Genomic DNA, 22,954 nt, shown 5'->3' with positions numbered 1-22,954 from the left:
ACAGTTGTTATGTGGTTAACCCGAATTAGTGTGAAATATCCTGTTTTCACCATCATGATGATGTTCTGTCTGATGGTGCTAGGACTCGCTTCTTGGCAACGTATGGGTGTTGAAGAGTTTCCTGATGTCGACTTCCCTTTTGTTGTTGTCTACACCAACTATCCGGGTGCTTCTCCTGAGTCTGTCGAATCTGAAATCACCAAGAAACTTGAAGATCAGATCAATACCATTTCAGGCCTTAAGCAAGTCATTTCACAGTCCAGTGAAGGTTTATCCACGGTCATTGTCGAATTTAATCTAGATGTCTCGTCCTCTGTAGCTGCACAAGATATTCGAGATAAAATTGCACCAGTAACTGCACAATTTCGTGATGAAATTGATGACCCGATTGTAGAGCGCTACGACCCTACTGCCAGTGCGATTATGTCGATTGTTTTTGAATCGAAGGACATGTCTTTACGTGATTTGAGTTCCTATCTCAATCAACGGATTGTGCCACAACTCAGAACAGTTCCCGGTGTCGGTACGGTCAATTTATTGGGTGATGCACAGCGTCAAATTCGAATACAAGTAAATCCGCAAAAATTACAAAGTTTCGGGATTGGGATCGATCAAGTTATAAACACCCTAAAATCTGAAAATATTGAAGTTCCGGGAGGAACCTTAAAACAAAAGAACTCAGAATTGGTGGTCGAAATTAAATCTCGGGTTATTCACCCAAATTCTTTTGGAGATTTAGTGGTTGCCAATAAAAATGGCGCGCCGATTTATCTCAAACAAATTGCCGAGATAGAAGATAGCCAAGCCGAAATGGAGTCGAGTGCCTATCTGAATGGTAAAACAGCCGTTGCTGTCGACATTCTGCGAAGTTCGGACTCTAATGTGATTGAGGTGATTGATAATACCCGTAAAACTTTAAGTAAAATTCAACAGCAATTACCACAAGGCACGACGGCAGAAATTGTGGTTGATTCATCTAAAGGTATTCGTGGCAGCATTAAAGATGTGGCACGTACCATTATTGAAGGTGCTGTACTTGCAGTCTTCATTGTTTTGCTATTTCTCGGTTCATTTCGTTCGACAGCTATTACAGGTTTAACCCTACCGATTTCGCTACTGGGCACCCTCACCTTTGTTTGGATTTTTGGTTTTACCATCAACATGATGACCCTACTGGCTCTCTCGCTGAGTATCGGTCTACTCATTGATGATGCCATTGTGGTTCGTGAAAATATTGTCCGCCATGCCGATATGGGCAAAGACCATGTCACCGCCGCACTCGACGGCACGAAAGAAATTGGTTTAGCTGTATTGGCCACGACCTTGACCATTGTCGCGGTATTTTTACCTGTGGCATTTATGGGCGGTATTATTGGGCGTTTCTTCTATCAATTCGGTGTAACCGTTAGTACCGCTGTACTGATTTCGATGTTTGTGAGTTTCACCCTTGACCCGATGTTGTCTGCTCACTGGGCAGAACGCCACGATCCAAATAAAAAGCCCGGCAAAATCAAACGCTTTTTTAACTGGATTTCGGGCAAGCTCGATAACTTAAGCCATCATTATGAAAAATTACTCAAGCTTGCTTTAAAGTTCCGTCTCATCACCCTTTTAATCGCCGTCGCATCATTATTTGGTGCATTGGGTTTATCCAAACTGATCGGAACCGAATTTGTACCGGTACCAGACAAAGGTGAAATTCGGATCAAATTTGAAACACCCGTTGATGCAACCCTTGAATATTCACAGGCGAAGCTTAAGCAAGTCGATCGTATCATTCGCCAGCATCCAGAAGTCAAAGCCACTTATGGTGCCATTAATAGTGCCACTGATCGCGGTAAAAACCATGCCAGCATTCGTGTCACCGTTTCACCACGTACAGAGCGTAGTCAAACCTTAACGGATCTCAACAATGAATTCCGTACCCGTTTAAAACATGTGGCAGGAATTACTATTACCTCGATTGCCTCAGCTGATGAAACAGTTTCGGGCGGTCAAAAGCCGGTCATGATCTCGATTAAAGGCCCAGACTTAGATGAGTTACAACGCATTTCAGATCGATTCTTGGTTGAAGTTGCCAAAGTCGAAGGTATTGTCGACTTAGAAAGCTCGCTTAAAGAACCTAAACCGACGCTAGGTGTACATATCAATCGCGTTTTAGCCAGTGATTTAGGTTTATCCGTCAATCAGATCGCCAATGTGTTACGCCCTCTTCTTGCGGGGGATAATGTAACAACGTGGAAGGATGATAAAGGCGAAACCTATGATGTAAATTTACGTCTCACTGAAGATCAGCGTCGACTACCAACAGACATTCAAAGCATGTACATCACATCGCAAAAAACCGATGCCACAGGCTTACCTATCTTGGTTCCATTGGCAAGTGTGGCTAGCTTTGAAGAAACATTGGGTGCTTCACAAATTAACCGTCGTGATCTGGCACGTGAAGTGATGGTTGAAGCCAACACGGCAGGTCGTCCCGCGGGTGATATTGGAGCCGAAATCAATGAGATTGAGAAAAATTTCGACTTGCCACCGGGTTATAGTTTTGTCACGCAAGGTGCCAATAAAGATATGGCTGAATCAGCGGGTTATGCAATGACAGCGATTACGCTCTCTATTGTGTTTATTTATATTGTTTTGGGTTCACAATTTAATAGCTTCATTCACCCTGCAGCCATTATGGCGTCATTACCCTTATCATTGATTGGGGTGTTCTTAGCCCTGTTCTTATTTAATTCAACCATGAACCTCTTTTCCATTATCGGGATTATTATGCTCATGGGCTTGGTGACAAAGAACGCAATTCTACTCATCGACTTTATTAAAAAAGCCATGGATCATGGGGTAGATCGTTATGACGCAATTATTGAAGCAGGTAAAACCCGTTTACGCCCTATTTTAATGACCACCAGTGCAATGGTGATGGGTATGGTTCCGCTTGCACTAGGTTTAGGTGAAGGCGGTGAACAAAGCGCGCCAATGGCACATGCCGTGATTGGCGGGGTGATTACCTCTACCCTACTAACACTTGTGGTTGTGCCGGTGATTTTTACCTATTTGGATGATTTCCGAAACTTCCTTGCACGTCAGGCCAAAAAAATCGTGTCATAATGACAAAATCTAAAATGAGGTGACTTTGGAAAATGTTCACCTCATTTTTTATTGTATACTCTCCACTTTAACGCTTAATTTTTTAGGACAGTTTCCATGCGCGCGAGTCGCTTTTTATTTGCAACGTTAAGAGAAACCCCAAACGATGCTGAAGTTATTTCACATCAGCTTATGCTTCGTGCCGGGATGATTCGTAAATTGGCTTCAGGTTTATACACTTGGCTGCCGATGGGCGTTCGCGTATTAAATAAAGTTGAAGCGATTATCCGCGAAGAGATGGATCGTGCTGGTTCACTTCAAGTCCTGATGCCTGTCACTCAACCTGCATCTTTATGGGAAGAATCAGGTCGTTTCGTACAATATGGTCCAGAACTTTTACGTTTTAAAGACCGTCATAACAATGACTTTGTACTTGGCCCTACACATGAAGAAGTGATTACAGATCTTGCTCGCAATGAGTTGAAAAGCTATAAGCAATTGCCTGCAAACTTCTACCAAGTACAAACCAAATTCCGTGACGAAATCCGCCCTCGTTTCGGTGTGATGCGTTCACGTGAATTCATCATGAAAGATGCCTATTCTTTCCATGTTGACCAAGCCTCTTTACAAGAAACCTATGACAACATGTATGCAGCTTACTGCAAGATTTTCACGCGTTTAGGTTTAAATTTCCGTCCAGTTCAAGCGGATACAGGTTCAATTGGTGGTTCGGGTTCTCATGAATTCCACGTACTTGCTTCTAGCGGTGAAGATGACATCGCATTCTCTACAGAGTCAGATTATGCTGCTAACGTAGAAATGGCTGAAGCCGTACTAGTTGGTGAACGTGCTGCTCCGACTAAAGCACTTGAAATTATTGATACACCAAATCAAAAAACCATAGCTGATGTTTCTGAATTCCTTAAATCAGACCCTACTCAATCTGTCAAAGCATTATTGGTTCAAGGTGTTGCTGAAGAAGGTAAAGCTGCACCAGTGGTTGCCTTATTCCTACGTGGCGACCATGAACTGAATGAAATTAAAGCTGAAAAACACCCGTTAATTGCTGCTCCATTAACTTTTGCAACTGAAGCACAATTAGCTGACTTAGGCTTAACTGCTGGTTTCTGTGGCCCTCAAGGCTTAACCGAAAAAGGCATTACCGTTATTGTTGACCGTGCAGCGTCTGTACTTTCAGACTTTGTTGCTGGTGCAAACCAAGTTGATAAACATGCTGTAGGTGTAAACTGGGAACGTGATGCACAATTCACCGAAGTTTATGACCTGCGTAATGTTGTTGAAGGTGACCCTTCTCCAGATGGTCAAGGTACAATCTTGATTAAACGTGGTATCGAAGTTGGTCATATCTTCCAGTTGGGTCAAAAATACTCTGAAGCGCTTGGCTGTAAAGTTTTAGGTGAAGATGGCAAACCTCTCGTTGTGACTATGGGTTGCTACGGTATTGGTGTAACTCGTGTTGTTGCTTCTGCGATTGAACAAAACTTCGATGACAAAGGGATTATCTGGCCATCTGCAATTGCTCCTTTCGAAGTTGCTATTGTGCCCATGAATGCACATAAGTCACCACGTACAATGGAAGCAGCTGAAGCACTGTATGCAGAGTTAACTGCTGCTGGTTATGATGTTCTTCTTGATGATCGTAATGAGCGTCCTGGTGTTAAATTCTCTGATATCGAGTTAACAGGTATTCCACACCGTATTGTCATTGGCGAGAAAGGTTTGGATGCTGGTACATTTGAGTACAAAGGTCGCCGTGATGAAGAATCAAGCAACCTCAGTAAAGAAGACCTTTTAGCGAAAATTGCAAAATAATTTGCGCTAAACATAAAAAATCCCGCTACGTGCGGGATTTTTTATGTCAAATATTTTAAGCCTTAACAGAATTTCAGCCCCCCGAAGCAGTTAGAACGAAACTCCTGTCCAGAAAGTTTTAAATTGGTTAATGGGAAATCAATTAATGACGGGTTTTTAATCTCTTTAACATCTAAAGCAGAACCCGCAACACAACCAAAGATTAAATCTCCACAGTTACGAACATTGGTACTTAAGTCATGGTTAATTCCGGCGATCGTTTGTTTCAACACTTCATCTGTAATCGCCACTTTATCTGATGGTGTAATACTGCCCAAATCAACTTCATCTTCCATCGCCAACCACCACCCTCTTTCTGCTGCGACTGCAGCACCAGGCCAGAGTATTTTTTGAGCTTGCAAAGACAGCGAAGCAGGGTTATTTAAATATAGTGCGTGAATCAAACCTAAACTTTGATTTACCGTAATATCGGTTTTTAGCCCAGTAAGATACCCCGTCACATCTTTATCCAAATTAATGTTTAAACCGAGTAGAGAGATTTGAGCTACTAATGGACCACTAAAATCTAGACGATCAACAGTTCCTGTACCCTTTAACTGTACATCTGTCATTCGATTCCCACTTACAACAGTGGCTGGAATCGTAAAAGGAGCTGTGGTTGATTTTAAATTAAAGGAATAATTATCTGATTTGTAGTGAAGCGGTAGATCAACTTCAGCACCAAATAATGTCCCCTTAACTGCTCCTTCAATATATTGCTGCGTAGAAGCATAGTCCATCACACGCTCGGCAGTTGTTGCAACACCCGCAGATGCTTTGGTTTTCATATAACCACTAAAGGTATTGATACCATTGGGTGTATTGCTATTTTCTGTACCTAATGTCATTAATCCAGAAATTTTTTCAGCGCTCAAACGAAAGCCCATCACTTCACGAGTTGCCGCTGATTTCGGATCTTTAATTGCAATTTCGATAAAAGGATTGGTCAACAAAGCAGAAGTTGCCGCACGTTCATCCGACGTATAATTGCTATTTGCAGGCAATCCACTCAGTGAAATATGATCAATATCAATATCACAAGCACCTGAGCCATTTGCACCACCACAACCCAATTGGAGCTTTTTAATATTGGCATTGAGCTCCATTTCAGCTTCTAAACCAAGCTTATAAAAGCCGACATTGGATTGGTCTACGGCTTGTCCACTCTCATCCACAGAATTATACCCCTGCGTATATTCCATGGAGAGTAATGCTTGACCATCAACTTTTGATAAGCTTTCATCATCTAAAGCCATCATTGCATGAGATAAGCTACTCATCGCAAATGTCGAGAAGATCAAACCTCTGATTAACTTCTTTTTCATAACAAATTCCCTGTTCGTTATTTTATTTATTTGTTATTGATTTAATATTATTAGCGTGGAGTAATCCCCATGGTGCTTCGCATTGTTCCACCGGTTAGGGCTATATCCGCCATCTTTTGCATATTGCCATTTGTTAACATCGATACTTCTGCACGAAACGCTTTAGACATATTATTGGTTGGATTGAATTTCACCTGATTATCAAACTCTACCGAATCTTGTTTCATTTTAATTCGAGCATCAAAGCCTAGATCGCCCTGCATTTTATTAATATTGATACTTGAAGCTGAAACGACACCGCTGGCATTTACATCTTCATTCATCAAACTTAAATAGCTTCCCATAACTTTTTGATCTTTCTTTTCAGCATCTGTTAATGCTTTAAATTCATAGCTTCCACGGAAAGATAAATAATTATTTTCCGCACTGTCATTTAGACCCGGCACTATAAATAGCTCACCTTTACCATCAAGTTTAAACGCAATATTCGTCAACACATCATCACGTTTAGAGAAATTATCTAAAGGTACTGTAGTCCCACATTTGGCAGAAGCTGTAGTCGCACAGTTATAGGTTGAACCCGGAAGTTGACCAATCGCTAACTCGGCATTAGCTGCAATCAATAAATTATCTGCACGTACATAGATGCCATCATTTTCATAACCAATCACACCATCAGATTGAATAAGTGCATTGATGTTTCTTAAGCCGGCATAATAATTGACTTCTTGACCATTAATACCTTTTTTACCATCAATCAAAATAATGGATGTTGTACTTGGCGTTCCTGTTTTTTTATCAACACCATAACCATCTGTGCTCATTACAAGGTTATAGCCAATACCTGATTTTTCAGCCGCATTTTTATAACTGTATTTTTTCTCTGATAATGCAACGTTGGCATTCATATTATAAATCGGGATACCAATCCCCCAACTGTTGTCATTACTTGCAATTGCAGCAATTGAGTTATCAGAAATAAATCGTGCGGTACGCGCGATGGACTGAAAATCCATACCACGAATCGCCACTAGTGCAAAATTTCCGCCCGCCGTTTGATTTGACAAGTTTTGGGTTAAAACATTATTGGTTAAACCTAATGTCGCTTTTAATTTATCATTTACCAGAAAATCAAGGCTTTTTGCTTGAATAGTATTGATATAAATATCGCCAAAATCAATATAGGCATTTTTATCAGCAACTAAAGACGTTAAATTAGAAAATTCAATGGCATAACTACCAATACCCGTATGGCCAATTTCTAAGGTTGTCGGTGCTTGACCTGCAACAAGGCTAGGATCATCCTTTAAAGTAAAATCCGCGCGCACTCCTAAATGTAAACCACCTGAACCAACAGACTCATATCCTGAAGCTTTCGTTGCTAGACCAAAATCTTTAATTCCGTCTTGATTGGCATTTAAGGCCACTCGTGCATTAGTGACAGCACCCGATGCTCCCATACGAATTAAATTGCGCTGTGCACCACCATCGGTATCGTATCGTAAATCGATATTAACGCCGGGGTTTGTGGCATCGCTACGTGAGCTATGCACATCTGATGTGTCCTTGACCCGCCCCAAATTGACCGTATGATCTTTGCTCCCTGTGGATTTTGTGGTGAGAACAATGCCTTCATCAGCTGCAACATACATATAACCTGAACCAGCAAAGTTAAAGTTAAAGTCCTTTAAGGTTACGCTATGTCCATTCATACCATGACTAATACTGGCATTTTGCAATTGAAATTCCATATACGCCGTATCATTACGGTTAAATAGACCATTGCTGGTTTCAAGTAATACTTTTAAAGGTGAAGTTGTTGCAATCGTAAGCGAACCTAAGTTTTGCGCAGGCGTTTGGCACGTTGCACCTTGACACAGCAGCATAATATTTTGTGCAACAGCCGTAAATGGGCTGACACTGGCTGCAATACGCATACCTACACCTGCATCCGTCGTCCCCACATCAAAATCTAATTTTGATCTAATGGTACTTTGTCCAACGCCATCTATTTGTACATTGTGCAAACCCATTTTCATCTTATTTTGGTCAGTTGGGTCAACCCAATTTAACTGATCAACTTTGACTCTAGAAACTTCATAGGTAATCGAAATACCATCTTGGCCAGTAACTGCACCCAAGCTTTCATCGGTCATCGCTTCAAAAGCATATGCATGTTGAGCAAGTAAAATACTGGTTGCGAGTGCCGTTAAAGTTGTTATTTTTTTCATCACTATATCCTTATATTCAGTCACAGCTGATTAACAGCGACCTGCACCATTTCCAGTGCAGTTAAAACTGAAGATGTTTAACTTTCCACTCATGTGCATGTTGCCGTGCACATTAACACCCATAAATCCTTGTTCTGAACCACGATCAAAATCAGGCACAGCTAAAGTTGAAGTTGTTCCATCAGCTTTCTTTTCGGTATAGGTCGTATAAGTACTGGTATTCTCATAACCTTCCTTACCTGTCGTACCTGTTTCCACCGCCAACGTAGCAAAGCCTAAATTCCTAATTTTTAATGGCTTATCATCATAAAATGTCAACTGCATAGCCGTTTGTGGATTACCTTCACGATTGATAATCGTCACACCATCTAGTGAAAATTGATCGATCTGTAACGTTCCTTGAAACTGTTTAAACACCAACCATTTCTTATTACCATTTGCATCCACATGATTATTGGGTGCAAGAGCTAAGCGACAAAACTCATTGGATGAACATTGATATCCATAAAAAGCCTGAGTAGTTTTACCATTCGCATCCATGATAGAAATGTTGTTTTTCGACATATCATTGGCGTATTGATGGTTTAATGAAAGCGTCCAACTGAGATCTGCACCGCCTTGACCGGTTGCAGCGGTAAGTTCCCTATTATCCATAGACACTAAACCTGCATGAGTTTGTGTCAGTGCAGCACAAACAACAGCGCATAAAATTTTATACATGTGATTTCTCCTACAGCCCTGTTGTTCTTATTTTTAAGTGCTGAATCAATACGCCATCTATGGCAACAGATCCTAAATTCGTGCTTTGTCCATTGACACCTTTAAACACCACACCTGTCGCAGTATCCGTACTTTTTGCATTCAACAGATTACCAGGCAAGCGCTCTACTGTACCGATCGCAATGCTACTGTGTGTTGCATTACGTCCTTGATATAGTGCTGTCGCATCTGAAGAGTTTGCTTTTAACTCCGTGCCACAACTATAGACATTACAGGTTGAACCTTTAAAGTCTGCAGCAGTTAAACCCGATGTACCTGTGGTATTACCAGCGATATCCGTATAGTAAGTATAAATTTTACTGTAAATAGAAGGTACATTTGGAATACGTGTCACTTCCAAAATAATATTTCGACCTTCTGAACCCACAATAAAGGGCTGATACATATTTCCTAAAACTAAATTGATATTTGGGCTATATAAATATAGACCTTCAGTTTCATGAAAGATTGGAGCTGCAGAACGATCCATCGCTGGTGTCGCTGCTGTTCCATCATCCAATTCAGAGCGTGCAGCTGTACTGATACGCATGCCGCGAGCATCCAAATCTCCATCATTGATACTCAGTGACTCAGCACGATCATTGGTATTAATACGAATTAAACTGGCTAAACCTAAAGTTTGGTTATAGTTGGTATTTGTTGATTTCAGGGTTTGGAAAATGCGAACTTGTGAACCATTTAAACTCAGGCCATTGGCAACAATTTGAGTCCGTAAACGATAGTCTTTATCTAAGCCGCTGGTGGGCGCACCAGTGATAGGATCAACAACATTACTTGAATTTAAAGACCGTGAAAATACATCCATCCACAAACCAAGTTTGATGTTGTTAGATGCATCATCTGCTGCAATTTTCTTTAATGGTGCCTCAATGGCTAAGTAACCAACATTCCCCTTATTATCTTTCGCAAATTGTTCAACATCTTGATTTCCTGCATGAAAAAGCCACGGGTTTTCTGCTGTACCCCAATTAAACCCCTGGTCTGTATAGCGCGTTGCTAATGAACTTTTGCCATTTTTATCTTTGCTATTGGATAATGCTAAGCCATAAATAAAAACATCTGCTTTCGATCTGAGGCTCGATACGGTTGCAGTCGATGCAATTTGTTTGGCTGTAATCTCAGCATTTTTTTTCACCGTTGCTAATGCTGCATCGCTTGCCTCTTGAGCTTTAAGTTCGGCATATTCTTCTGCCAACTGATTGAGTGTCTCAACTGCTTTGGCATTTAACTGAGCATCTTTTGTTGGATCAATAAGATTTGAACGTGTAATTTTTCCTGAGACATAATTTTTATAAAACGTAGACCCAGTAGGTAAATTACCCGTACTATTGTTACCGTATAGTAACTCAATCATTTCATAGGTGTTTTTTAAAGCATATTCAGATGATTTATTTTTATTCCATAAAGTAGCACCAGAACCTTCCGTCGTTCCATCGTTTTCAAAATTTATCTTACCATCATAATAATCATCATAACGCTGATTGTAATATGCCTGCATCGTTGGCGATTCAAGATAAGACTGTACTAATCGACCACGATATTCTGTTGAATATGTTGTTATGGTTTCATTGGTTACACGTGTAGCATTATTGGTCTCATAGGTGCTTTTAGAACTTAAGAAAGTTGAGTCATAAACACCGTTATAGCCCGTAACTCGCCCTTGCTGATAAGCATCAACATAAGCTGCTTTGTAGATTTTATCGTAAGCTCGCTGCCCTAATTGTTCATAGTTTTCACCTGTAGGAATAATTCGAATAAAACCTGTATCATTTTTCCCGGGATCAACCATAGCAGATGCATAACTAGAAGCCGCAGAACGGTCATTTGGGCCTTGAAAGACCATTTTGAAATTTTCTAAAGTGAGTGCAACACCTTCACCCGTTGTGGCTGAAAGTGCTTCATCTGATAAATCTTGAAGCGCATAAACAGATGGTGCAGCAAACATGCTGACTGCGGCTGCTAAGCAACTCTGGCGGAATAACTTAGCCTGGGTGAATTGAGTCATCTCGACCTTCCTTTTATCAGATGCTCTGCATCTCTCTTATATTTATTCCTGAGAACTGGCTTTGATGTTATTGTCCATTTATTCCTTAAATGGAGACTTGTGATAGACCAGTCACTTAACTTTTTATTATGCTGAATAATTACTCAATTGCAAAAACTTCCCCACCGAATGGTCTATTTTCCGATGAATGACCCAACAAAAAAGCGGGCTACTTCGCCCGCTTTTTTAAACTAAATCCGAAGGATTAAGCTTTCGGTAAAGTCACACCGGTTTGACCTTGGTATTTACCACCACGGTCTTTATAAGAGGTTTCACACACTTCGTCTGATTCAAAGAACAACATTTGTGCGACACCTTCACCCGCGTAAATACGTGCAGGCAAGTTGGTTGTATTCGAAAATTCTAAAGTCACGTGACCTTCCCACTCTGGTTCAAGAGGCGTCACATTGACAATAATACCGCAGCGCGCATAGGTTGATTTACCCAAACAAACGGTTAACACATTACGTGGAATACGGAAATATTCGACTGTACGTGCTAGTGCAAACGAGTTTGGCGGAATGATACAAACGTCTGATTCGATATCAATAAAGCTTTTATCGTCAAAGTTTTTAGGGTCAACAATTGCTGAATGAACATTGGTAAAGACTTTAAATTCACGAGCACAGCGCACGTCATAACCATAGCTCGACACGCCATACGAAATAAGCTTTTCGCCATTTTCATCATAACGGACTTGGTTTTCTGCATACGGTTCAATCATGCCGTGTTTTTCGCTCATTTCGCGAATCCAACGATCAGACTTAATAGCCATTTATCTCTATCCAAAAACTTAAATCAATTATTGCGTGGTACTTTAACTGAAATCCGACTTAATGAAAATAAGCTTTGCGGAACTAAGCGGATTTAGTCATTTTCAAATCTCTTTAGAGTTTTAAAATCGCAGAATAACTCAGTGGAATCGAAAAACTGACCAAGACTAGCGATGCTGTTCGTTGTAGATTGGCTTGATTGAGCCAACTAATTTTATTCGATGCCAAAACGGAACCAAGAAAGGTCCAAAAGAATGCTATTGGAACAATCAACAACAAAAAGATCAGCATGTGAGCTACATAATACTGCGCATTTTGCCAAGCCAATGCAGGAAAAATCGCAGATGCGAATAATAATGCTTTGGGGTTTAATAACGTCGCAACAAAAAGTTCGCGTGCACGAATGCCCTTTTGATTAAAATTTTCAGCAACAGTTGCTGTACGCCATAATCGCATAGCCAAAAATAGAATATAGCCAGCACTAAACAGTTTTAAAATGGTCGGCAGTAAAGGCAGATGTACGGAAATTTTACCAATGAGAAAACCCCATAGGCTAATCGAAATAAGATAACCAAAGGCTTCCGCTGGAATGAGTCGGAATGATTTACGTAGCCCAACTTGAATACCCGAAGATGCGAGTAGCGTATTGGTTGGTCCCGGCGTTAACAAAATACTGATAACTAGACCAATAAAAAACCATGAAATCATACTTTGACCTCAAACTTAATCCGCGAAGATTAATTCAGTTGTTTCGTATTAGCAAAATAAAAAATAGAAATGCTTATAAAAAACTCCTTATTTAATTTTATGAATTCAGCAACTTAAATAGAAAAAACAGAACCTTAGCTGAACAGTCATTCAGAGCACTTTACAATTCAAAGAAATAGTTTGAACTTATATTTATTAATAGAAAATTCACATAAACCCCATACATACCCTACAGTTATTACACGTAACAAAATATTATTAAAATAAACAATACCGCCCCATGCCATTCTTACGCATAGCCATTATTTATTGGAGACTAAAAATCAAAAAAAATACTTTTCAAAAATAATTGATTAAGTTATGTTCAATTGAGTAGTGGAAATTAAAACTAAAATTCATCAAATCAATATTCAAAATTTATGTGTAAAAGGACGTTTCTATGAACCAATGGACAAAACTCACGTTACTCTCGGTCACTTTGGCATGTATTACTGCTTGCTCAAATGATCAATCTACTTCAAAAAATACCACGGAAGGAAAAAGCACAGAAACAGCTACATCTAACCAACTTCAAACTAAGTTCGTAACCATTGCAACTGGCGGAGCATCAGGACCTTACAATGTGATTGGGACGAGTCTTGCAGAAATTTATAACAAAACTTTTGGTGTAAATTCTAAGACTCAAACTACAGGTGCATCCGTCGAAAACTTAAACCTTCTGAAACAGAATAAAGTTGAAATGGCATTTGTTATGAGTGACAGCTTAACAGAAGCACTGAACGGAACAGGAAGTTTCGCAAATGGTAAAGTTGAGAATGTCAGCCAAGTCGCAGCGCTTTATCCCAACTACGTACAAATCGTAACCTCTAAAAAATCAGGGATCAAAAATATCGAAGATTTGAAAGGTAAACGTATCGCTGTAGGTGCACAAAATTCAGGTGTAGAAGTAAATGCACGTACACTGTTGAATGGTTTTGGAATCACCTATAAAGATATTAAAGTTGATTATTTAGGCTATGCTGAAGCCGCTGATGCTTTAAAAGGTGGCAAGCTTGATGCAGCATTCCTGACTAGTGGCATTCCAAATTCATCACTCATGGAACTTCAACAAAGCTTTGATCTACAGTTAGTTTCAATCAATGCAGATAAAGTCAAAGAAATAGCTAAAGATCAAAGTTATTTCTTACCGATGATTATTCCAAAAGGCACATATGGCAATACTGCGGACATTCAAACTGCCGCAATTAAAAATGCATTAGTTGTTCGCACAGATATATCGGATGATGATGTCTACAAACTAACAAAAACTTTCTTTGACAGTTTGCCTCAATTGGCAACTTCACACCAAGCAGCAACAGAAATCACGCTTGAAGGTGCTCAACAAGGCCTTGTAGCGCCTCTACATCCAGGCGCGAAACGCTACTATGATGAAGTGGCTAAAAAATAATAAGCTTCAAAAAAATGCAGTTTATACTGCATTTTTTATATTGTTCTTCTTAATCTATGCTAGCTATCCAACACTGTATACGCAGGTTAGAGTTGAAACTGATATATGCAAAATTTCAACTGATCAATTTGATTTACAGTGGAAGCATTCAGTAGAAAAGACGGCTTGGTCTGAACAATATCAGCGTCAAAAGAATACGTTTTTACTGCGCCACACCGATTTGATTTCATTTGGTGCAGGTACACCCTCAAATTATCCCATTGAGTTTCAAAAAAATGGTGTGATTAGAATGCGGGTCAATCAAAATATAGATGAAATCAACTGGGTGATTTCTAGAAATATGCAAGGCACGATCCTCGCTGACCAAAAAATTTGGTCTATTTTTCAAAGTTACCCAGACTATAGTTTGGTCAACATCTCGGTTCAATATCAACCCAAATGGAAGTCTTGGTGGATTGGAGAATGCCTATGAATTCCAAAGAAGATAAAGTTGTATTAGAACAACTCGATGAGAAACAACAACAAGCCATATTAGAAAAATTTGATCGGGAATCTGTTACTCGAATCAATATGAGCAAATCTGTTACCTACTTTGTTGCATTTGTAGCGATCTTTTATTCATTATTTCATTTATTTATTACGTTTAATCCTTTACCTGAGTTAATACAGCGTGCAGCCCATGTCGCTATTGGCCTAGCACTCATTTTTTTACTCTATCCAGCTCGTCAAACAAGCTCCCGACAGCATATTTCACTTCTCGATTGGTTCTTGGCTTTGCTTTCCATCTTCAGTTTTTTATATTTATGGAAAGAATATCAATCTATTATGACCACTCGAGGTGGTATTCCAAATACCTTAGATATCGCGTTTGCAATTATGAGTGTGGTATTAGTCATAGAAGCAACTCGCCGGGTCATGGGGTGGATGCTGCCCATTTTAAGTTTAATTTTCCTGACCTATACATTTATCAGTCACTTTGATTGGTTGCCAGATCGATTAATTACTCGCCCTTATACCATCAGCGACATTTTCGGACATATGTATTTAAAAACCGAAGGCTTATATTCTTCGGCAATTGGTGCATCCGTCACTTTTATTTTCTTATTTATCCTTTTTGGTGCTTTTCTTGCAAAATCAGGTATGGGGAAATTGTTCAATGATCTTGCCATGGCATTGGCGGGTCATAAACAAGGTGGTCCTGCCAAAGTTGCTGTAATTTCAAGTGGATTTATGGGCAGTATTAATGGAACTGCTGTTGCCAATGTTGTTGGCACAGGCTCATTTACCATTCCATTGATGAAAAAAATTGGTTATCACAAGAATTTTGCTGGTGCCGTTGAAGCCAGTGCATCCGTCGGTGGACAAATTTTGCCGCCAGTCATGGGTGCGAGTGCCTTCATTATGGCCGAAACAACTGGCGTGAGTTATGGCACGATTGCACTAGCCGCATTATTACCTGCCTTACTGTATTACCTTGGCGTCATGGCTCAAGTTCATTTCCGTGCGGGTAAAGATGATCTGAAAGGCGTACCTAAAGCTGATTTACCTAAAGTAAAAGAAGTTCTAAAAGAGCGTGGACATTTACTTATTCCAATTTTGGCACTGGTCTTTTTCTTATTTCAAAATATTCCTGTGAGCTATGCTGCTGTCTACACCATCGTCCTGACCATCTTTGTAGCAGCTTTAAGAAAATCAACACGAATGGGTGTAAAAGATATTTTAGATGCGCTCGTTGATGGAGCCAAACAATCATTATCTGTGATGGCTGCTTGTGCTGTCGTTGGTATTATTATCGGCGTAGTAAGTCTGACAAGTTTTGGTTCAGTAATGACTTCTTCAATTATGAGTTTAGGTGCAGGTAGTCTCTTTCTCACTTTATTTTTAACCATGATTGCATCGATGATTTTAGGCATGGGGCTTCCATCTATTCCGGCCTATATCATTACTGCCACCATGGCAGCACCAGCACTCGCAAACTTTGATATCCCTGTATTAGTCGCGCATATGTTTGTGTTCTATTTTGGTTTATTTGCAAACATCACCCCACCAGTTGCCCTTGCCGCCTTTGCGGGCGCAGGAATTGCAGGCGGTGATCCAATGCGCACTGGGTTTCAGGCCTTAAAACTATCTCTTGCTGGTTTTATTGTTCCATTTTTATTCGTTTATAACCCTGCCATGCTGATGATTGATACCACCAATGTTGCAGTCAATGCTCGAGAATTTGCCTTTCCTGCATGGACAACTATAGTGAGTATTACTGTCACTTCAGTGATAGGAATTCTCGCTTTAGGCTCCGCAGTTGAAGGTTATTTCAAGACTTATCTCAACTGGTTCTGGCGTATTTTTTTAGGTGTGGGTGCGCTGTGTATGATTATTCCAGAAACCATTACAGATATTGTAGGCATTATCATGGTCATCATCGCAATTACGGTGAATATTATCACTGCTAAACGTAAAGCAAACCCGTCTCTTTCCTCCTAAAAAACCAATTAAAAAGCCCGGTAATTACCGGGCTTTTTAATTTCTTAGACTAAGGCGTACCCTCATTTGATGGGTGGGTTTTAATGACTTCAAATAATATTTAAAATTATTTGTTCCTCTATATTTTTTCAATGCTAAGCCCCTTGTAACAGAGGACATTTGGCAAAAAATCTAAGACACAATGCGTTTGTACAGTTACTGCCGTTCAAAGAATTGATCCTAGCCAAAATAATAGAAATATCGTGAAAGCTATTTTGTAAAAACTAAGTACAAACGCGACATCCTTTGATATGCCTCAAGAATTTTATCCTTGGCAGACGGCTTATAATCGCAGGAAAAATAAGAAATTGTGCAAATCGTTTTTTAGATGTGTAATTCATAGACATCGTTGAATGTCTAAAGTTCAGTACTCATAATTTTCAAACACTCCCAATACCACGTTATAAAAAATCTGGCACGAGGCCAGATTTTAATACGATCAACTTAAATTTCAGTTCACCCTTAGAAAATACGGTTTTTATCTTTTTCAGCCTGAGGTAATGCATCTGCAACTTTTTGTGCAATCGCCATGTAGCTTTCAGCAGCATCATCACCTGCTATCACAGATGGTTTCCCTGCATCGGCATTTTCACGAATTTGTACATTCAGCGGTAAACGACCTAAGAGCGGAATGTCGTATTGGGCTGAAAGTTGGTCGCCACCACCTGTACCAAAGATTTGCTCTTCATGCCCACAGTTCGAACAGATGTGAGTCGACATATTTTCAACCACGCCCATCACGGGAATATGTACACGATTAAACAACTCAATGCCTTTGGTCGCATCCATTAATGCAACATTTTGTGGTGTCGTCACAATCACAGCACCTGTCACCGGTATACGCTGTGCAAGCGTCAACTGGATATCACCTGTGCCTGGTGGCATATCAATGACCAATACATCCAGATCAGGCCATAAAGTTTGGTTAAAGAGCTGCATTAACGCCCCTGTCGCTTTCGGCCCACGCCAAGCCACTGGCGTATTGTTATCCCCAGTTAAGTGACCAATTGAAAGCACAGCCATACCATATGCTTCAATAGGAACAAATTGCTCAGCTTCAATCATCGACGTGCGGCCTGCATTGCCGAGCATCGTTGGAATACTTGGACCATAGATGTCTGCATCTAATACCCCAACCTTTAAACCCAGCTGTTGTAATGCGAGCGCCAAGTTCACAGTGGTGGTCGATTTACCCACACCGCCTTTACCAGATGACACCAAAATGACATTTTTAATGCGTGGATGTTTCGGTACATCACGTTGTTGTGGAGCCGCTTTTTGAATCGGCGGATTATTCGGATCAACTTCAGCAGGTGCTTCAGGTGTTTTCGCAGACGCATCCACAACTGGAGGTAACTGGCTTTTGGCTGCTGAACTCTCTGCTTTTTCTTGGCTAGAACAGCTTTCGCCTTCTGCATGGTGATGACCGCAACCACCCGATGTATGTCCAGTCTTTTGCTGAATCACGTGCATATTTAATTCTGTGATGCCACATTTTTCCAATGCATCGGCCAAATCATCATGGATTTTTTGTAAGTCATCGGCTTCTGAAGGAAAGGTATTAATCGTGATCTGCAAGATCTGACCTTGCACATTTACCTGTGTAATACGGTCTTTTAAAGCATTATTTGAATTGGGAAGTACGTAGTTTTGTAAAACCTGTTGGATTTCCTCTTCTTTCACCTCTTGGGAGGGTGAAAACACAGATTTTAGAGAAGAAAGCCACGACATTATGTTGTCTCCAAACAGGAACATCAAAAGATAATAGCGATAGTTTACCTGTTCATTTGCCCCAGAGTAAGAGGGAGATGAATGACTTATCCCTATAAGCTTATAAAGTTGAGTAATTTAGTCAGCTTTCAAACAATTTTTCTAACGTGTGACACTTAAAAATGCACCTGCAACTGATTTTTGCGGCTAAACCAAAGCCTTTAAATTTGAATTGATTACATATCAACCATACATTTTCAGCGTAATTTCAGTTTATATTTCAGTCGTTTCAACAGAATAATCATAGCGATGGATGTGCAATCTAAAGGCACATTTTGTGCTTTTTAGTTTTTAAAATGGGGATGACGATGTATCAGAAGACTGTGTATAAGAAGAATATGTATAAAACGGCTTTATGTGCCTTGATGCTCCTGACTTCAGCAGCCCATGCAGAAGTTATGACTGAAGCCATTCAAACACCTGACCGACAAACTGTGGCGATTGGTGATAGCCTCGATCTCATGCGCTCGCGTATGCAAGCTTCTCCGATGAAAATGGTGTCTTATCCGCTGCAAGAGAAAAATCAGCCTGCAAAATTGGCGGTAGATTACACCTATGAAATTGCCAATATGCGCTACGTGATTACCGTAGTCGATGATCAAGTCAAAAATATTAAGACTGAAAATTTAGATGGATTAAAGCAATGAAACCTAAAAAAGCCGCTCAAGATAGAGCGGCTTTTTTCATTAGACCCAATTAAGCTTGGTCATCTTTTTTAAACTTATGCAGTGTGTCAGAGGCTTTCTTTTTTAACTCGTCAAATTTCTCTGTCGCCTGCACCTTCAGTTCATCAAATTTTTCGACAGCCTCATGTTTAAGTTCAGCTGCTTTGACTTTGGCTTCATCAAATTTATGACTCGCTTCTGCTTTTAACTGCTCTAGACGGTCTTTGGTTTCTGCATGCTGTTCTGCATGTTCATGTTTGGCCTCATTTAAGGCTTTTTCACCCTCAAGCTTGAGCTCTTCAACTTTATGCTTTGCACCATCGAGTGCTTTTTCGCCTTCTAGTTGCGCCTCTTTGGCCTTGAGTTGTATGTCATCACCGAGTTCTGATGCTTTATTTTTTAAATCATTTAATGTGCTTTCTGTTGTCATCTCGCTCACCCTATTCTCAGTTATTGTCTAACAATAGTTATAACGCGATTTGAAGCAGATACCTGAAATAGACGCATTTAGAAACAAATCAACCACAGGAAAACGCCATGTGATTGCCTATTTTCACAATGGCTTGATACAAATATGTATGGTCGATTTTACTCTATGCTTTTAATTTTAAAGGATGATGTAATGCAAAGAGATCAATGCCACTCCTATGCATTGATCTCTTGAAATTAAACTTATTTGCTGACCGTACTCATAAAGCTCACTGCGGAAAACAGCCAAATAAACAGGATAAAACTCCGTCCCTGATTAAAATGCGCGACATCGGTACCATGCAAAATATTATGACGGGTCATCGCTACGGTAGAGCTGTTATCCATTTGATAGGCCGCCAATTCGGCAAAATACGGATTTAACTCATTGGCAATTTTAGATTTGTGCCAAAGGCTTTTAATTTCACTGCCTTTAAGCCCCGGTACAATTTTATAGACATCGACAAATTTAGTGCCATTTTGACTTAAGAAACCCGTTTGAATCAGCACGTCTGTCAAGATGCCTTCAAGCTGTGCATATAACACTGGGATACAGCCTGCATGAATGTCTAATTTATACAGTTTAAACGCATCTAAAAGTACCTGACGGCGCGCTGCTTTATGTTCACCAATATTCAAAGCATCAAAGGCTTTCAACATTTCAGTTTGAAAAAACTCGCTATTGATGACATTCAGAAAATCAAAGTCTGCATCATTTTCGTGTTGATGAAGCAGTTGCCAAAAATACAATAAATTTAAAGCATCATTCGCTACTTTCATTTCTACAGGCTGATCTAGTTCATCGGCCAAAATATCGAAATAAGGCTCATCTTGTGCCAAATGACGCAGGGTTTGAATCAGCAAGGCATGCTCATCTGCAGAAATCTGTTCTAAATATTGCTGCGCATCTTTGATAATGTGATGCCCCAATTTATGACGCTGTTCATTTTGAGGAATACGAGTGATTGGCTGATCGTCTTCATAGTCATCTTCATACATGGGCTTGTTACTCTTAGGCATCACAGTTATGCCCTATTATCACTGTAATTGTGTCAGCAATATAGATTTTTTTACTTTTGCAAAGATTTCACCTATTCCCTTGTGCAAGTACTGGCTATCTCATGTAAAATTACAGCCCATTGCATAAATACGAATGAGAGAGTCATATCCGTGCGTAATATTTTAGTTACTAACGCCCTTCCATACGCGAATGGCCCAATTCATATGGGTCATTTACTCGGTTATATCCAAGCTGATATTTGGGTTCGTGCCATGCGTGCAATGGGTCATAACGTGACTTATGTATGTGCGGACGATGCTCACGGCACAGCGATTATGCTGCGTGCGGAAGCCAATGGTATTTCACCTGAACAGCAAATTGCCAATGTGCAAAAAGAACATGAGCGTGACTTTGCTGGCTTTAAAGTTGATTTTGACCATTACGACTCAACCAACAGTGCTGAAAACCAAGCACGTGCTTCTGAGATTTATATTAAGAACCGTGAAGCGAACAACATTGCTGTACGCCCTGTGACGCAATTGTTTGACCCTGAAAAAGCAATGTTCTTGTCGGATCGTTTCATTAAAGGTACATGCCCGAAATGTAAAGCGGAAGACCAATACGGCGACTCATGTGAAGTGTGTGGTACAACATACAACGCAACTGAATTACTCAATCCAAAATCGACTTTGAGCGGTGCGACACCTGTAGAAAAATCTTCAGATCACTACTTCTTTAAACTGCCAAACTTTGGTGAATACCTGCAAAAATGGACACGAGACGAAGGCCGTCTGCCTGTGTCAATTGCCAACAAACTCGATGAATGGTTTGAAGCAGGTCTGTCTGATTGGGACATCTCACGTGATGCGCCTTACTTCGGTTTTGAAATTCCAGATGCGCCAAACAAATACTTCTACGTTTGGGTTGATGCGCCAATTGGCTATATGTCGAGCTTTGAAAACTACATCAAGACTAAACGTCCTGACCTAAGCTTTGAAGACTACTGGAAAAAAGATTCTAAAAATGAGGTGTATCACTTCATTGGTAAAGACATCGTTTACTTCCACGCGTTGTTCTGGCCTGCAATGCTTGAAGGTGCAAACTACCGCACCCCAACAAGCTTATTCGTCAACGGTTTCTTGACTGTAAACGGTCAGAAGATGTCTAAATCTCGCGGTACCTTCATTAAAGCGGAAACGTATCTTGAGCATTTAAACCCTGAATACTTACGTTACTACTTCGCGTCGAAGCTTTCTGACAAAGTTGAAGATTCTGACTTAAATCTTGATGATTTCGTTCAGAAAGTAAACTCTGACTTGGTTGGTAAAGTCGTGAACATCGCAAGTCGTTGTGCCAAGTTCATCAATACTAAGTTTGATAACAAACTTTCTGCAACATGTGCAGAGCCTGAGTTGGTGCAAAGCTTTATTGATGCAGGTGCATCTATCGCTGCACAATACGAAGCGCGTGAATTCTCTGCGGCAATCCGTGAAATCATGGCACTTGCGGACAAAGCCAACCAATATATTGATGAGAAAAAGCCTTGGGCTTTAGCGAAGATTGAAGGTGAAGAACAACAAGTACATGACGTATGTTCTGTAGGTATTAACTTGTTCCGTCAATTGGCAGTTTACCTTGCTCCAGTTCTTCCAACTTTGGCTGCTCAAGTTCAAGACTTCTTAAAATTAGAATCTTTCGACTTTGCTTCAGGCAAAACGATTTTGGTAAATCATGAAATTGCTCAATTCCAACCATTGATGCAGCGTGTAGACCCGAAAGCCGTTTCTGCGATGGTTGATGCGTCTAAAGACTCTTTAGCTGCGCCTGCTGAAGCACCAAAAGCGGAAAAGAAAAAAGAGAAGAAAGCTGAAAAGAAACCTGAGCCTAAAGTTGGCGAAGCTGAAATCATTGGTATCGAAGACTTTATGAAAGTTGACTTGCGTGTGGCGGAAGTTTTAGAAGCTGCTCACGTTGAAGGTTCTGACAAACTGCTTCAATTGACTTTAAATGTCGGTGAAGCTGAGCCACGTAACGTGTTTAGCGGTATTCGTGAGTTCTACCAACCTGAAGACTTAAAAGGCAAATTGGTGGTAATGGTTGCGAACCTTGCACCACGTAAGATGCGTTTTGGTATTTCTAACGGTATGGTTTTAGCTGCGGGTAATGGCGAAGGTGTTTGGGTGATTTCACCTGAATCGGGTGCTAAACCGGGTGATAAAGTGTCTTAATTTTTTAGATTAAGATAAGAAAAAGCCTCT

General features: G+C 40.3%; 16 protein-coding genes. 7 read left to right on the top strand and 9 right to left on the bottom strand.

The annotated features are described in order from the left end of the window. The first annotated feature begins 9 nt into the window (after positions 1-9). Positions 10-3,114, top strand: coding sequence for an efflux RND transporter permease subunit (locus AC4CU0_RS03890; protein ID WP_490742503.1), 3,105 nt, complete (start codon positions 10-12; stop codon positions 3,112-3,114). Between the two features lie 96 nt (positions 3,115-3,210). Continuing rightward, positions 3,211-4,926, top strand: coding sequence for a proline--tRNA ligase (locus AC4CU0_RS03885; protein WP_490742502.1), 1,716 nt, complete (start codon positions 3,211-3,213; stop codon positions 4,924-4,926). Between the two features lie 62 nt (positions 4,927-4,988). Here AC4CU0_RS03885 and AC4CU0_RS03880 read toward each other — a convergent pair whose 3' ends face one another. The 6 genes from AC4CU0_RS03880 to AC4CU0_RS03855 all read right to left on the bottom strand — a co-directional run bounded on the left by AC4CU0_RS03880 (position 4,989) and on the right by AC4CU0_RS03855 (position 12,826). Then, entirely contained in the window at positions 4,989-6,290 is a 1,302-nt protein-coding gene (locus tag AC4CU0_RS03880) for a hypothetical protein (protein WP_490742501.1), read from the bottom strand. Between the two features lie 50 nt (positions 6,291-6,340). Further along, positions 6,341-8,521, bottom strand: coding sequence for a DUF6160 family protein (locus AC4CU0_RS03875; RefSeq protein ID WP_490742500.1), 2,181 nt, complete (start codon positions 8,519-8,521; stop codon positions 6,341-6,343). Positions 8,522-8,551: 30 nt separating this feature from the next. Then, on the bottom strand, positions 8,552-9,241 hold the full coding sequence (locus AC4CU0_RS03870) for a hypothetical protein (protein ID WP_168379306.1): 690 nt from the start codon (positions 9,239-9,241) through the stop codon (positions 8,552-8,554). 10 nt (positions 9,242-9,251) lie between these two features. Further along, on the bottom strand, positions 9,252-11,306 hold the full coding sequence (locus tag AC4CU0_RS03865; protein ID WP_490742499.1) for a hypothetical protein: 2,055 nt from the start codon (positions 11,304-11,306) through the stop codon (positions 9,252-9,254). Between the two features lie 244 nt (positions 11,307-11,550). After that, entirely contained in the window at positions 11,551-12,120 is a 570-nt protein-coding gene (gene dcd, locus AC4CU0_RS03860) for a dCTP deaminase (RefSeq protein ID WP_005008040.1), read from the bottom strand. Positions 12,121-12,232: 112 nt separating this feature from the next. After that, on the bottom strand, positions 12,233-12,826 hold the full coding sequence (locus tag AC4CU0_RS03855; protein WP_078192265.1) for a LysE family translocator: 594 nt from the start codon (positions 12,824-12,826) through the stop codon (positions 12,233-12,235). Positions 12,827-13,265: 439 nt separating this feature from the next. On the opposite strand from AC4CU0_RS03855, the gene AC4CU0_RS03850 reads away from it, so the two are divergent. The 3 genes from AC4CU0_RS03850 to AC4CU0_RS03840 are packed head-to-tail and all read left to right on the top strand — an operon-like array spanning position 13,266 to position 16,754. Further along, positions 13,266-14,273: a TAXI family TRAP transporter solute-binding subunit gene (locus tag AC4CU0_RS03850; RefSeq protein WP_180083599.1), complete on the top strand. Its 1,008-nt coding sequence runs from the start codon at positions 13,266-13,268 to the stop codon at positions 14,271-14,273. After that, the gene (locus AC4CU0_RS03845; protein WP_257222191.1) at positions 14,251-14,745 is read left to right on the top strand and encodes a DUF1850 domain-containing protein; all 495 of its coding nucleotides are present in this window, start codon (positions 14,251-14,253) and stop codon (positions 14,743-14,745) included. The genes AC4CU0_RS03850 and AC4CU0_RS03845 overlap by 23 nt, the downstream gene beginning before the upstream one ends. Beyond that, positions 14,742-16,754: a TRAP transporter permease gene (locus tag AC4CU0_RS03840; protein ID WP_180063268.1), complete on the top strand. Its 2,013-nt coding sequence runs from the start codon at positions 14,742-14,744 to the stop codon at positions 16,752-16,754. The genes AC4CU0_RS03845 and AC4CU0_RS03840 overlap by 4 nt, the downstream gene beginning before the upstream one ends. A gap of 501 nt (positions 16,755-17,255) precedes the next feature. Here the strand turns inward: AC4CU0_RS03840 and apbC are convergent. Next, positions 17,256-18,524 carry an iron-sulfur cluster carrier protein ApbC gene (apbC, locus tag AC4CU0_RS03835; RefSeq protein WP_490742498.1) on the bottom strand — a complete coding sequence of 423 codons (1,269 nt, stop codon included), beginning with the start codon at positions 18,522-18,524 and terminating at the stop codon, positions 17,256-17,258. 347 nt (positions 18,525-18,871) lie between these two features. Here apbC and AC4CU0_RS03830 point away from each other — a divergent pair, with 347 nt between their 5' ends. After that, positions 18,872-19,210 carry a hypothetical protein gene (locus tag AC4CU0_RS03830; RefSeq protein ID WP_168379311.1) on the top strand — a complete coding sequence of 113 codons (339 nt, stop codon included), beginning with the start codon at positions 18,872-18,874 and terminating at the stop codon, positions 19,208-19,210. 49 nt (positions 19,211-19,259) lie between these two features. Here AC4CU0_RS03830 and AC4CU0_RS03825 read toward each other — a convergent pair whose 3' ends face one another. Together AC4CU0_RS03825 and AC4CU0_RS03820 are read right to left on the bottom strand one after the other, a co-directional pair. Then, the gene (locus tag AC4CU0_RS03825) at positions 19,260-19,658 is read right to left on the bottom strand and encodes a hypothetical protein (RefSeq protein ID WP_168379312.1); all 399 of its coding nucleotides are present in this window, start codon (positions 19,656-19,658) and stop codon (positions 19,260-19,262) included. 242 nt (positions 19,659-19,900) lie between these two features. Further along, positions 19,901-20,695, bottom strand: coding sequence for a hypothetical protein (locus AC4CU0_RS03820; RefSeq protein ID WP_180007599.1), 795 nt, complete (start codon positions 20,693-20,695; stop codon positions 19,901-19,903). Between the two features lie 171 nt (positions 20,696-20,866). Between AC4CU0_RS03820 and metG the strand changes: the two genes are divergently transcribed. After that, on the top strand, positions 20,867-22,924 hold the full coding sequence (gene metG, locus AC4CU0_RS03815) for a methionine--tRNA ligase (protein ID WP_490742497.1): 2,058 nt from the start codon (positions 20,867-20,869) through the stop codon (positions 22,922-22,924). Positions 22,925-22,954: the final 30 nt, after the last annotated feature.

It is taken from the genome of Acinetobacter sp. LipI_15 (assembly GCF_058242865.1).
This window is presented reverse-complemented; position numbering and strand designations above follow the sequence as displayed.

Coding starts and splice junctions, on each gene's coding strand:
- AC4CU0_RS03890 (WP_490742503.1), top strand. CDS start 10: ATGTGGTTAACCCGAATTAGTGTGAAATATCCTGTTTTCACCATCATG.
- AC4CU0_RS03885 (WP_490742502.1), top strand. CDS start 3,211: ATGCGCGCGAGTCGCTTTTTATTTGCAACGTTAAGAGAAACCCCAAAC.
- AC4CU0_RS03880 (WP_490742501.1), bottom strand. CDS start 6,290: ATGAAAAAGAAGTTAATCAGAGGTTTGATCTTCTCGACATTTGCGATG.
- AC4CU0_RS03875 (WP_490742500.1), bottom strand. CDS start 8,521: ATGAAAAAAATAACAACTTTAACGGCACTCGCAACCAGTATTTTACTT.
- AC4CU0_RS03870 (WP_168379306.1), bottom strand. CDS start 9,241: ATGTATAAAATTTTATGCGCTGTTGTTTGTGCTGCACTGACACAAACT.
- AC4CU0_RS03865 (WP_490742499.1), bottom strand. CDS start 11,306: ATGACTCAATTCACCCAGGCTAAGTTATTCCGCCAGAGTTGCTTAGCA.
- dcd (WP_005008040.1), bottom strand. CDS start 12,120: ATGGCTATTAAGTCTGATCGTTGGATTCGCGAAATGAGCGAAAAACAC.
- AC4CU0_RS03855 (WP_078192265.1), bottom strand. CDS start 12,826: ATGATTTCATGGTTTTTTATTGGTCTAGTTATCAGTATTTTGTTAACG.
- AC4CU0_RS03850 (WP_180083599.1), top strand. CDS start 13,266: ATGAACCAATGGACAAAACTCACGTTACTCTCGGTCACTTTGGCATGT.
- AC4CU0_RS03845 (WP_257222191.1), top strand. CDS start 14,251: ATGATGAAGTGGCTAAAAAATAATAAGCTTCAAAAAAATGCAGTTTAT.
- AC4CU0_RS03840 (WP_180063268.1), top strand. CDS start 14,742: ATGAATTCCAAAGAAGATAAAGTTGTATTAGAACAACTCGATGAGAAA.
- apbC (WP_490742498.1), bottom strand. CDS start 18,524: ATGTCGTGGCTTTCTTCTCTAAAATCTGTGTTTTCACCCTCCCAAGAG.
- AC4CU0_RS03830 (WP_168379311.1), top strand. CDS start 18,872: ATGTATCAGAAGACTGTGTATAAGAAGAATATGTATAAAACGGCTTTA.
- AC4CU0_RS03825 (WP_168379312.1), bottom strand. CDS start 19,658: ATGACAACAGAAAGCACATTAAATGATTTAAAAAATAAAGCATCAGAA.
- AC4CU0_RS03820 (WP_180007599.1), bottom strand. CDS start 20,695: ATGTATGAAGATGACTATGAAGACGATCAGCCAATCACTCGTATTCCT.